The sequence below is a fragment of the Streptomyces sp. genome (assembly GCF_031181705.1).
Lineage (GTDB): Bacteria > Actinomycetota > Actinomycetes > Streptomycetales > Streptomycetaceae > Streptomyces.
The window spans coordinates 14,408-25,854 of sequence record NZ_JAPSKN010000084.1 but is presented as its reverse complement, the minus strand read 5'-3'; the positions used below and the strand labels follow the sequence as shown (position 1 = coordinate 25,854).

The following is an 11,447-nucleotide window of genomic DNA, read 5'->3' as shown; positions in this document are numbered from 1 at the left end:
CGTCGTGCTCGAGGAAGGGGATCATGGCGGTCGCGACCGACACCATCTGGCGCGGCGAGACGTCCATGTAGTCCACGTCCTCGGGGCCGACGTAGTCGACCTCGCCGCCCTTGCGGCGGACGAGCACCCGGGCCTCGGCGAACCGCATGTCGTCCGTCAGCGGCGCGTTGGCCTGCGCGATGACGAAGCGGTCCTCCTCGTCGGCCGTGAGGTAGTCGACCTGGTCGGTGACCTGGCCCTCGAACACCTTGCGGTACGGGGTCTCGACGAAACCGAACGCGTTGACCCGGCCGTAGGTGGCGAGCGAGCCGATCAGACCGATGTTCGGACCTTCGGGCGTCTCGATCGGGCACATGCGGCCGTAGTGCGAGGGGTGTACGTCACGGACCTCGAAGCCGGCCCGCTCACGGGACAGACCACCCGGGCCGAGCGCGGAAAGACGCCGCTTGTGCGTCAGCCCGGACAGCGGGTTGTTCTGGTCCATGAACTGGGACAGCTGGCTGGTGCCGAAGAACTCCTTGATGGAGGCGACGACCGGCCGGATGTTGATCAGGGTCTGCGGCGTGATCGCCTCGACGTCCTGGGTCGTCATCCGCTCGCGGACGACTCGCTCCATACGCGCCAGACCCGTGCGGACCTGGTTCTGGATGAGCTCGCCGACGCTGCGCAGGCGGCGGTTGCCGAAGTGGTCGATGTCGTCGGTCTCGACGACCACGGAGGTGCCGTTGTCACCGACCGTCTCGGTCTCGCCGGCGTGCAGCTTCACCAGGTACTTGATCGTCGCGATGATGTCCTCGACGGTCAGGATCCCGGCGTCCAGCGGGGTGTCCGTGCCCAGCTTCTTGTTGACCTTGTAGCGGCCGACCTTGGCCAGGTCGTAGCGCTTGGGGTTGAAGTAGAGGTTCTCGAGGAGCGTCTGCGCGGCCTCACGCGTGGGGGGCTCGCCCGGACGCAGCTTGCGGTAGATGTCGAGCAGCGCGTCGTCCTGGCCCTGGGTGTGGTCCTTCTCCAGGGTGGCGCGCATGGACTCGTACTCGCCGAACTCCTCCAGGATCTGCTCGGTGGTCCAGCCGAGCGCCTTGAGCAGGACGGTGACGGACTGCTTGCGCTTGCGGTCGATGCGCACACCGACCATGTCGCGCTTGTCGATCTCCATCTCCAGCCAGGCACCCCGGGACGGGATGATCTTGGCGGAGAAGATGTCCTTGTCGGACGTCTTGTCGATGGAGGAGTCGAAGTAGACACCGGGGGAACGGACGAGCTGCGACACCACGACACGCTCGGTGCCGTTGATGACGAAGGTGCCCTTGTTCGTCATGAGCGGGAAGTCGCCCATGAAGACCGTCTGGGACTTGATCTCGCCGGTCTCGTTGTTGGTGAACTCGGCGGTGACGAAGAGCGGGGCCGCGTACGTGAAGTCGCGCTCCTTGCACTCGTCGATGGAGTTCTTCGGCGGCTCGAAGCGGTGGTCGCGGAAGGTCAGCGACATCGACCCGCTGAAGTCCTCGATCGGGGAGATCTCCTCGAAGATCTCCTCGAGCCCGGACTTGGTGGGGACGTCCTGACCGTTCTCGAGAGCCTCCTCGACCCGACTCTGCCAGGCGGTGTTGCCGAGCAGCCAGTCGAAGCTCTCGGTCTGCAGCGCGAGCAGGTTCGGAACCTCAAGAGGCTCCTTGATCTTTGCAAAAGAGATGCGCAGCGGGGCAGTGCTGGCGGCGTTGTTCGTATTCGCGGTCGAGGCGTTGCGCGAGGCGGCCAAGAGGGGGTCCTTCCGAGGGCTCGGACTCACTACGCGCGTACCGGCCCCTCTCCCGTACACGGAGACAAGCTGTGCCCACAGGGCCGAAAGGCCAGGTCAGGCATGTCTTGTCATCGATGCTCGGGCGAGGGCAGACCCCTGGTGACGGGCAGGGGACAGCTAACAGGCAGCGCAAAGGGTCAGTGTAGCCAGTCGGCACACTGATGTCCAGTGCGGGTTCTGGAACCCGTGTTCACCCTCGTTGTTCCACTCCTGCGACAAGGCCCTGCCCTCAACGCACGTTGATACTGCCCTCTTCGTCGCCGATCCATGCCTCGGATTCGGATCCTGTGACGACGCGTCCTGAGAATTGCGCGCTGCGTGCGGTTCGTCAAGGCCCCCCTGCCCCCGAACCCGGGCCGCCCGGAGACACGACGAAGATCACCATACCCCCCGTCACGGAGGCTGCAAGGCAACCGTGGCCGCACCCCGGGAACGCCGAAGAGCGACCACCCGGATGGATGATCGCTCCTCGGCGCTTACGCGTTACACGTCCGGTGGGACGCGTGGGGATCCTGTCGGATCCGGGAGGTCTTACTTGACCTCGACGGAGGCACCGGCGCCCTCGAGGGCCTCCTTGGCCTTGTCGGCGGCCTCCTTGTTGACCTTCTCCAGAACCGGCTTCGGCGCACCGTCGACCAGGTCCTTGGCCTCCTTCAGGCCCAGGGAGGTGAGCTCGCGCACGACCTTGATGACCTGGATCTTCTTGTCACCGGCGCCGGCGAGGATGACGTCGAACTCGTCCTTCTCCTCCGGGGCCTCGGCGGCGGCGCCGCCACCCTGGCCGGCAACGACGACCGGGGCGGCCGCGGCGGCGGTGACGTCGAACTTCTCCTCGAACGCCTTCACGAACTCGGAGAGCTCGATGAGGGTCATCTCCTCGAACTGCGCGAGCAGGTCTTCCTGGCTGAGCTTCGCCATGATTGGCGGTCCTTCCACTAAATCGGCAGGTGCCGGATGTACATGTGAGGCGGGCGTACTACTGGCCCGCTACGGTCGCCGCGTTCAGGCAGCGGCGGCCGGGATGCGAGCCGAGTTACTCGGCACCGCCCTGCTCGTCCTGCTTGGCACGGAGCGCGTCCACGGTGCGGACGAGCTTCGACGGCAGCGCCTGGAAGACAGAGGCAGCCTGCGACTGCTTGCCCTTCATGGCACCGGCCAGCTTGGAGAGCAGAACCTCGCGGGACTCGAGGTCCGCAAGCTTCTTGATCTCGTCGGCGGACAGCGCCTTGCCGTCAAGGACACCGCCCTTGATGACGAGATTCGGGTTGTCCTTGGCGAAGTCACGAAGACCCTTCGCCGACTCCACCGGGTCACCGGTGACGAAGGCGACGGCCGTCGGACCAGCGAAGAGCTGGTCGTCGAGCGTGATCCCGGCCTCGTTGGCCGCAATCTTGGTCAGCGTGTTCTTCACCACGGCGTACTGGGCGTTCTCACCGAGCGAACGACGCAGCGTCTTGAGCTGCGCCACGGTGAGACCGCGGTACTCGGTCAGCACGGCGGCGTTGGAGCTGCGGAACTTGTCCGTCAGCTCGGCAACCGCGGCAGCCTTGTCGGGCCTCGCCATAGAGCCTCGGCCTCCTTCCGGGTGATTCGGACCGCGCGGACCCGAAGGAGGACTGGGGAAAACGAAACGCCCCGGCGCAAGCGCACGGGGCGTGGCTCGACCGGTTTCACGCACGCACGGGGCGGGCGGACTCCGGGAGCTTCTCCTGTGTCACCTGCGCGGGTCGTCCGCCGTTCAGCGGATCCTTCGGCCACCGCGCCCTCGTACGAGCGCGCGGTAACGACCAGCGGTCTTTGGCTTCTGTAGGAGCGTACGGGAACGGGTCGCCGTCAAGCAAATCCGCTCGTGGGACGGATCGACGGGACCGGAACGATCAGCTCGCGTCGAGGTCCTTGAACAGGTCGGCGAGGTCGGCGACGTCCTTGGCGGGCGGGGCCTTGATCTCCACCGGCTCGTTGTAGTCGAGGAAGGTGATGGTCATGTCGAGCGGGCCCTTGTCGGTGTCGCCCTTGGTGCGGAACTGCTTGGTGTGGTCGTCACCGTCGATCCACATGTCCATCGTGAGCTTGTCGACGCCCATCTTCTCGTACTGCTTGATGCTCTTCTCGCGCCGCTCGCGGGTCTCCGCGTCCTCCTTCTTGAGGGAGGCGCGCAGGTCGGCGAGGGTGACCGTGCCCGAGTAGTGGGTCGTCTCGACGCCGTCGACCTTCTCGGTGCCGACCTTCTTCACGTCCTTGGCGCCCGTGAGGAAGGTGGACTCCGCGGCCGGGTTCTGCTCGGCCTGGCTGGGAGAGCCCAGCTGGTCCAGCTCCTTGCCGGCCTCCGAGCCGGACAGGTCGAACTTCATCCAGGTCTTGCCGTCCATCTCCTTGGCCATCTCGGCTCCCCCACCGATGTACATGGCCTTGTCGACGAGGCGGATCTCCGTCTCCCCGGCGGCGGCCGCCTGGCCGGACGCCGAGACCTTCATGCTCATGGCGATCGTGGGCTTCAGCCGCATGGACGCCTCGCCCTTGACCTTGCCGGACTCCGGCGCCGTACCGCTCATGCGGTAGTGGAGGGACGTGATGTCCTCCGTGTTCTTCGCCGCCTTGGCGACGGCGGCGGCCGGCGTCATCTCCGGCGACTCCGACTTCTCGGCTCCACAGCCGACCGCGCCGGCGGCGAGCAGCAGGGCACCGAGACCGGCGGCAGGTATGGACTTGTTCATTGATTCCCCCCAAGGAATACGTGCTTGCTGCACAGCAAGGCGGCGAGCCTATCCCAGGGGGGCACAAGTGATCTATCCGGATTCCGGGCCTCAGGGCGTCCCGGCCCCCTGCCGCACGAGGTCCTCGAAGTCCCCGGTGTCGGACCGCGGGGGCCGCTCGGCACGGACCCGCACGCCGTAGTCGCCGTAGTGCGCGGTCTGGGTCATCAGACCGTCGGCCATCCGCGCCTTCTCCACCTTCTTGACCAGGAGGTCGCGCTCGTCGACCCAGATGTCGACGGTCTCGGAGGTGACGCCGGCCTCGGTGAGCTGCCTCTTCAGGGCGGCGTCGGTGACGTCCGCGGTGTCCACGGTGCCGGACCAGTGTGTGGCGGGCCGGCCGCGCACGCTCTCCCGGCCGGCCTTGCGGACGTCCCCGGAGGAGAGCAGGAGCTTGACGGACTGGTTCGGTGTGGTGGAGCGCAGCTGGTCGCCGAGGGGGGCGCCGGAGCCGCCGGCGAGGGCTTCGAGGTCGTCGTAGCCGTACCGGATCCAGTGCTTGCCGCCGGCCTTCTCGGCGAACGTCTCGCCCATGCGCGCGTAGTAGGCGTCGGGCAGATAGCGGGCCTCCATGGAGGTGGTGCCGAGCCGGCGCATGGTGTCGGCGATCGTGCCGCCGGTGTACGTGATGGTCAGGGTGCCGGTGATGCCGTCGCGCCAGCCGAGGGTGCCGTCGGCGGTCATGGACATCAGCGAGCCCATGGTCGTGGTGGACTCGACCCGGGCGGAACCGGCGCGTTCCGTGGCGCGCTCGGCGGAGCGCAGGGCGGCCAGGGAGCCGCCGCGGGGGCCGCGGTGGTCCTCGCCGGGGCGGTCGGCGGGGTCCGGGGCGGTGCAGGCGGCCAGTCCCGCCAGCGCGGTCGCCGCGGCGAGCACCCGGCCCGCTCGGCGCACGGTCGTGCCCTGCATACGTCCCCCGTTCCCATCCGGTTCCCGCACGTTAACCCAGGCCGGGTACGCGCGTACCGGAAAAGGGAACGGGCCCCGCACCTGTGACAGGTGCGGGGCCCGTGACCGGTTGGGTGAGCCTGACGGCTCAGACCGCGGCCGGGTCCTCCTCGACGAGGAGGTTGCGGGTGCGGTTCGGGTCGAGCGGAATGCCGGGGCCCATCGTGGTGGTGATGGCGGCCTTCTTGATGTAGCGACCCTTGGCGGCGGACGGCTTCAGACGGAGGATCTCCTCCAGCGCCGCGCCGTAGTTCTCCACCAGCTTGGCGTCGTCGAAGGACGTCTTGCCGATGATGAAGTGCAGGTTCGCGTGCTTGTCGACACGGAACTCGATCTTGCCGCCCTTGATGTCGTTGACGGCCTTGGCGACGTCCGGGGTGACGGTGCCGGTCTTCGGGTTCGGCATCAGACCACGGGGACCGAGCACGCGGCCGAGGCGGCCGACCTTGCCCATGAGGTCCGGGGTGGCGACGACGGCGTCGAAGTCCAGACGGCCCTTCGACACCTCGTCGATCAGCTCGTCGGCGCCGACGATGTCGGCGCCCGCGGCACGCGCGGCCTCGGCACGGTCACCGGTCGCGAAGACCAGGACCCGGGCGGTCTTGCCGGTGCCGTGCGGGAGGTTCACGGTGCCACGGACCATCTGGTCGGCCTTGCGCGGGTCGACACCCAGGCGGAAGGCGACCTCGACGGTGCCGTCGAACTTGGTCGTGGAGGTCTCCTTGGCGAGACGGACGGCCTCGAGCGGGGCGTAGAGCTTCTCCCGGTCGATCTTGGCGTCCGCAGCGCGAAGGGACTTGCTGCGCTTGCTCACTACTGCTCCTGTGGATGCTTAGGAGTCGTGGTCCGGGCCGAGCAGGCCCTGCCACTTCTGCTGATGGAGGTTGGGGCTCAGCCCTCGACCGTGACGCCCATGGAACGGGCGGTGCCGGCGATGATCTTCTCGGCGGCGTCCAGGTCGTTGGCGTTGAGGTCGGGCATCTTGGTCGTGGCGATCTCACGGACCTGGTCGCGCGTGATCTTCGCGACCTTGGTCTTGTGCGGCTCGCCCGAGCCCTTCTCGATGCCCGCGGCCTTCAGGATCATCTTGGCGGCCGGCGGGGTCTTGGTGATGAAGGTGAAGGAGCGGTCCTCGTAGACCGTGATCTCCACCGGGATGACCCAGCCACGCTGCGACTCGGTCGCGGCGTTGTAAGCCTTGCAGAACTCCATGATGTTGACGCCGTGCTGACCCAGCGCGGGGCCGACCGGCGGGGCCGGGTTGGCGGCACCGGCCTGGATCTGGAGCTTGATGAGCCCCGTGACCTTCTTCTTCTTGGGAGGCATAGCTCTCCGGGTCCTTTCGGTTCGGGTCCTGCCCGCCTCCGGGGACCACCCGGATGCAGGCATACCGCACAACGATAACGGGTATGGATGCGCGGCCAAAAACCGCGCAGGTCAGGCAAGCGCCGGAGCGTTCGCCTGACCTGCGCGGAAGCGGTGGGTCCGGAAGAAATCTAGTTCTTCTGGATCTGGTCGAAGGAGAGCTCGACCGGCGTCTCGCGTCCGAAGATCTCCACGAGGCCCTTGACCTTCTTCGAGTCGGGGTTGATCTCGTTGATGGTCGCCTGCAGCGTGGCGAACGGGCCGTCGGTGACGGTGACCGAGTCGCCGACCTCGAAGTCCAGCACCTGGACCTCGACCTTGCGCTGCGGAGCCGGCTTGCCCTCGGCCTCGGCGGCCTCGCGGGCGGCCTTCTCCTCGGCCTCCGGGGCGAGCATCTTGACGATCTCGTCCAGGGTCAGCGGGTACGGGTCGTAGGCGTTGCCCACGAAGCCGGTGACGCCGGGGGTGTTGCGGACGACGCCCCAGGACTCGTTCGTCAGGTCCATGCGGACCAGGACGTAGCCCGGGAGCTTGTTCTGCTTGATCGTCTTGCGGTCGCCGTTCTTGATCTGGACGACCTCTTCCTGCGGCACCTCGGCCTGGAAGATGTAGTCCTCGACGTTCAGCGAGACGGCGCGCTGCTCCAGGTTGGTCTTCACGCGGTTCTCGTAACCGGCGTAGGTGTGGATGACGTACCACTCGCCGGGCAGGACCCGCAGTTCCTCGCGGAGCTTCTCGACCGGGTCGCGGTCGTCCTCGGGCTCTTCCTCGGCCTCGGTCTCCGCCTCGGCGGCGTCGTCGTCCGCGACCTCTTCGCCGGTCTCGGTCTCCGCCTCGGCGGCGTCGTCGTCCGCGACGGCGTCGGCAGCCTCGACCTCGGCGGCGGAGGTCTCGGTGTCCTCGCTGTCCGCGCCCTCGACGGTGTCGAGCTCGTCCTCGACGGACTCGACAGGCTCGATGGCGTCGTTCACGTTCGGGTCAGACACGGTGGCTGCTTCTTCCTGGATACATGGGGGTGGAACATGCGAAAGGAGCGCCGGGTACCTCGGCGCTCTTCGCGGGCTGCTCAGCCGAACACGTACTTGGCGGCGTGGCTGAGCCCATAGTCAATCACGGTGACCAGGCCGATCATGATGACGACGAAGATGATCACCACGGTCGTGTACGTCGTGAGCTGGTTGCGGCTCGGCCAGACGACCTTGCGCAGCTCCGCGACGATCTGGCGGTAGAAGAGGGCGAGCCGCTTCAGCGGGCCCTTCTTTCCGCGCTTGCCGCCCTTGCGGGTCTTCTTGGACTCCGGCGCCTCGTCCTGGGCATCAGGCATGTCGATGGAGCCCACGGCGTCCGTCACTCGTCCTCACCTGATTCCGGGTCGTGGCCGTGCCGCGCCCGGTCTGAGCCGCACGGCGGTGCATTGCTGTACGTACATGCGCACACATCCTGGCGAAGGTGTGTGTAGCAGGGCCGGAGGGACTTGAACCCCCAACCGCTGGTTTTGGAGACCAGTGCTCTACCAATTGAGCTACGACCCTTTGTGTGTCCCCCAACGTACCGCATCCGTCCGGATGCCTGGTGTGCACCGGACGGGCGCGGCCTGCGGGAGGCCAACGAGGTGAGAGTGTACGTGGTCCGGGGCCGGTCGTCGAACAGATAGGACCGCGGGACGGGCACGTTGGCGGAAGATCGCCTGCCGGGAGGGCGTCGCGTCCCGGGATATCGGCTGAAGATCGACCTGGCGGCGCGGGGTGTCCGCACTGTTGTTCAGGGGTTTGCCCGGCGTTGTTCAGTCTGTGAAACCCCCGTGCCGCCCGCGTTTCCTGTCTGAAACGATGGGGCGCATGAGCGCTGCAACCCCTCCCACCGAGCGCCGGGTCTCCGCCCGAGTCGGCGCGATCTCCGAGTCGGCCACCCTCGCCGTGGACGCCAAGGCCAAGGCCCTCAAGGCCGCCGGGCGGCCGGTGATCGGCTTCGGCGCCGGTGAGCCCGACTTCCCGACCCCGGACTACATCGTCGAGGCCGCGATCGAGGCCTGCAAGAACCCGAAGTTCCACCGCTACACGCCGGCCGGTGGCCTGCCCGAGCTGAAGGCCGCGATCGCCGCGAAGACGCTGCGCGACTCGGGCTACGAGGTCGACGCCTCGCAGATCCTCGTCACCAACGGCGGCAAGCAGGCCATCTACGAGGCCTTCGCCGCGATCCTCGACCCGGGCGACGAGGTCATCGTGCCCGCGCCGTACTGGACGACGTACCCGGAGTCGATCCGGTTGGCCGGGGGCGTCCCGGTGGAGGTCGTCGCGGACGAGACGACCGGCTACCGCGTGACCGTGGAGCAGCTGGAGGCGGCCCGTACGGAGAAGACGAAGGTCGTGCTCTTCGTCTCGCCGTCGAACCCGACCGGCGCGGTCTACAGCGAGCAGGAGACCGAGGCCATCGGCCGCTGGGCCGTCGAGCACGGCCTGTGGGTGCTGACCGACGAGATCTACGAGCACCTGGTCTACGGCGGCGCCTCCGCCGTGTCGCTTCCGGCGGTGCTGCCCGAGCTGCGCGACAGGTGCGTGGTGGTCAACGGTGTCGCGAAGACGTACGCGATGACCGGCTGGCGCGTGGGGTGGATCATCGGCCCGAAGGACGTCGTCAAGGCCGCGACGAACCTGCAGTCGCACGCCACGTCCAACGTCTCCAACGTCGCCCAGGCCGCGGCGCTGGCCGCCGTCTCCGGTGACCTGGACGCCGTGGCGACGATGCGCGAGGCGTTCGACCGGCGCCGCAAGACCATCGTGCGGATGCTGAACGAGATCGACGGCGTGGTCTGCCCCGAGCCGGAGGGCGCGTTCTACGCCTACCCGTCGGTGAAGGCGCTCATCGGCAAGGAGATCCGGGGCAAGCGGCCCAAGGACACGGTCGAGCTGGCCGCGCTGATCCTGGAGGAGGCCGAGGTCGCGGTGGTGCCGGGTGAGGCGTTCGGTACGCCGGGGTATCTGCGGCTGTCGTACGCGCTGGGTGACGAGGATCTCGTCGAGGGCGTGAGCCGGATCCAGAAGCTGCTGGCGGAGGCCCGGGACTGACGTTCGCCGCGCCGGCCCTCCGGGGCCTGGGGGCACATACCGGATTCGGTATGTGCCCCCTTAGTTTGTGCGAGCAAGACCACGAAAGGGGAAACGGCTACCGGGACGGCCGAGGCGTACGGCAGGATCCTGGGATGGAGCGTGTACGTGATGTCTCTGAGCTGCCGAAAGCCCATCTGCACCTGCACTTCACCGGGTCGATGCGGCCCGCGACCGTGCTGGAACTGGCCGACAAGTACGGTGTCCGGCTGCCCGACGCGCTGAGCGAGGCGCTGATCAGCGGGGAACCGCCGAGTCTGCGGGCGACGGACGAGCGGGGCTGGTTCCGCTTCCAGCGGCTGTACGACGCGGCGCGCTCGTGCCTGCGGGCGCCGGAGGACATCCAGCGGCTGGTGCGGGAGGCCGCGGAGGAGGATCTGCGCGATGGGTCGGGGTGGCTGGAGATCCAGGTCGACCCGACGTCGTACGCGCCGCGGCTGGGCGGGCTGATCCCGACGCTGGAGATCATCCTGGACGCGGTGGAGACGACGTCGCGGGAGACCGGGCTGGGCATGCGGGTGCTGGTCGCGGCGAACCGGATGAAGCATCCGCTGGACGCGCGGACGCTGGCGCGCCTGGCGGTGCGGTACGCGGACCGGGGCGTGGTCGGGTTCGGGCTGTCCAACGACGAGCGGCGGGGCATGGCCCGGGACTTCGACCGGGCGTTCGGGATCGCGCGTGAGGCCGGGCTGCTGTCCGCGCCGCACGGGGGCGAGCTGGCCGGGCCGGCGTCGGTGCGGGACTGTCTGGACGACCTGGGGGCGAACCGGCTGGGACACGGCGTGCGGGCGGCGGAGGATCCCCGGCTGCTGAAGCGGCTGGCGGACCGGCAGGTGACGTGTGAGGTCTGCCCGGCGTCGAACGTGGCGCTGGGGGTGTACGAGAAGCCGGAGGACGTGCCGCTGCGGACGCTGTTCGAGGCGGGGGTGCCGATGGCGCTGGGCGCGGACGACCCGCTGCTGTTCGGGTCCCGGCTGGCGGCGCAGTACGAGATCGCGCGGGTCCATCACGGCTTCACGGACGCGGAGCTGGCGGAGCTGGCGAGGCAGTCGGTCCGGGGGTCGGCGGCGCCGGAGGGGGTGAAGGAGAAGCTGCTGGCGGGGGTGGACGCGTGGCTGGTGTCGTAGCGCGGGTGCGCTTCTTCGCCTGACGGTGGGGTGGGGGCCGGGGCCGGCCCGCGGGTGCGGACGCGTCGTGCTTCCGCCCTGGCTGCGGGCAGTCGTGCCGCTGGGGGCGATGGGGGTCCCCCTGCTCGAGCGAAGCCGGGAGTTCGGGGGAGGGTGGGCGCTGCCGCACCCCGCCGCGCCGGATCGCGTGACCCCCGCGCCGACGCCACGCGCCTACAAGCCGACCCCGACCGTCACCGGCTCGTTCACCAGCGTGATGCCGAACGCCTCCTGGACACCGGCCACGACCTCACGCGCCAGGGCGAGGAGATCCTCCGTCGTCGCGTCACCGCGGTTCGTCAGCGCCAGC

The 11,447-nt window shown here is 68.5% G+C and carries 10 protein-coding genes, 1 tRNA gene and 2 pseudogenes; 2 read left to right on the top strand and 11 right to left on the bottom strand.

The genetic code is table 11. The annotated features are described in order from the left end of the window. The 10 genes and pseudogenes from RIN80_RS17300 to RIN80_RS17255 form a co-directional block, all read right to left on the bottom strand. Positions 1–1,759, bottom strand: a pseudogene (locus tag RIN80_RS17300) (DNA-directed RNA polymerase subunit beta); the annotation flags it as partial. Between the two features lie 573 nt (positions 1,760–2,332). Further along, positions 2,333–2,719, bottom strand: a complete 387-nt coding sequence (gene rplL, locus RIN80_RS17295) for a 50S ribosomal protein L7/L12 (protein ID WP_309096493.1) — start codon at positions 2,717–2,719, stop codon at positions 2,333–2,335. Positions 2,720–2,834: 115 nt separating this feature from the next. Then, complete coding sequence (rplJ, locus tag RIN80_RS17290; protein WP_142193707.1) at positions 2,835–3,365, bottom strand: 50S ribosomal protein L10; 531 nt, start codon at positions 3,363–3,365, stop codon at positions 2,835–2,837. Between the two features lie 313 nt (positions 3,366–3,678). Continuing rightward, positions 3,679–4,515, bottom strand: a complete 837-nt coding sequence (locus RIN80_RS17285) for a DUF1396 domain-containing protein (protein ID WP_309096492.1) — start codon at positions 4,513–4,515, stop codon at positions 3,679–3,681. 90 nt (positions 4,516–4,605) lie between these two features. Next, positions 4,606–5,463 (bottom strand): hypothetical protein, encoded by an 858-nt coding sequence (locus RIN80_RS17280; protein WP_309096491.1) that lies wholly within the window; start codon positions 5,461–5,463, stop codon positions 4,606–4,608. Positions 5,464–5,590: 127 nt separating this feature from the next. Continuing rightward, entirely contained in the window at positions 5,591–6,316 is a 726-nt protein-coding gene (rplA, locus tag RIN80_RS17275; RefSeq protein ID WP_142193709.1) for a 50S ribosomal protein L1, read from the bottom strand. Between the two features lie 77 nt (positions 6,317–6,393). Continuing rightward, the gene (gene rplK / locus RIN80_RS17270) at positions 6,394–6,828 is read right to left on the bottom strand and encodes a 50S ribosomal protein L11 (protein ID WP_003992325.1); all 435 of its coding nucleotides are present in this window, start codon (positions 6,826–6,828) and stop codon (positions 6,394–6,396) included. Between the two features lie 170 nt (positions 6,829–6,998). Further along, entirely contained in the window at positions 6,999–7,853 is an 855-nt protein-coding gene (gene nusG / locus RIN80_RS17265) for a transcription termination/antitermination protein NusG (RefSeq protein WP_309096490.1), read from the bottom strand. Positions 7,854–7,933: 80 nt separating this feature from the next. Further along, positions 7,934–8,218, bottom strand: coding sequence for a preprotein translocase subunit SecE (gene secE / locus RIN80_RS17260; RefSeq protein ID WP_094054434.1), 285 nt, complete (start codon positions 8,216–8,218; stop codon positions 7,934–7,936). Between the two features lie 108 nt (positions 8,219–8,326). After that, positions 8,327–8,399: transfer RNA gene (locus tag RIN80_RS17255), tRNA-Trp, on the bottom strand. A 306-nt stretch (positions 8,400–8,705) separates the two neighbouring features. On the opposite strand from RIN80_RS17255, the gene RIN80_RS17250 reads away from it, so the two are divergent. Then, a complete protein-coding gene (locus RIN80_RS17250; protein ID WP_309096489.1) occupies positions 8,706–9,932 on the top strand; it encodes a pyridoxal phosphate-dependent aminotransferase in 1,227 nt (408 codons plus the stop codon). 134 nt (positions 9,933–10,066) lie between these two features. Further along, complete coding sequence (locus tag RIN80_RS17245) at positions 10,067–11,098, top strand: adenosine deaminase (RefSeq protein ID WP_309096488.1); 1,032 nt, start codon at positions 10,067–10,069, stop codon at positions 11,096–11,098. Positions 11,099–11,311: 213 nt separating this feature from the next. Here RIN80_RS17245 and RIN80_RS17240 read toward each other — a convergent pair. Beyond that, positions 11,312–11,447 (bottom strand): annotated as a pseudogene (locus tag RIN80_RS17240) (UDP-N-acetylenolpyruvoylglucosamine reductase); the annotation flags it as partial.

Bases quoted from the DNA above. Each gene is read 5' to 3' on its own strand.
- rplL (WP_309096493.1), bottom strand. From the start codon at position 2,719: ATGGCGAAGCTCAGCCAGGAAGACCTGCTCGCGCAGTTCGAGGAGATG.
- rplJ (WP_142193707.1), bottom strand. From the start codon at position 3,365: ATGGCGAGGCCCGACAAGGCTGCCGCGGTTGCCGAGCTGACGGACAAG.
- RIN80_RS17285 (WP_309096492.1), bottom strand. From the start codon at position 4,515: ATGAACAAGTCCATACCTGCCGCCGGTCTCGGTGCCCTGCTGCTCGCC.
- RIN80_RS17280 (WP_309096491.1), bottom strand. From the start codon at position 5,463: ATGCAGGGCACGACCGTGCGCCGAGCGGGCCGGGTGCTCGCCGCGGCG.
- rplK (WP_003992325.1), bottom strand. From the start codon at position 6,828: ATGCCTCCCAAGAAGAAGAAGGTCACGGGGCTCATCAAGCTCCAGATC.
- RIN80_RS17250 (WP_309096489.1), top strand. From the start codon at position 8,706: ATGAGCGCTGCAACCCCTCCCACCGAGCGCCGGGTCTCCGCCCGAGTC.
- RIN80_RS17245 (WP_309096488.1), top strand. From the start codon at position 10,067: ATGGAGCGTGTACGTGATGTCTCTGAGCTGCCGAAAGCCCATCTGCAC.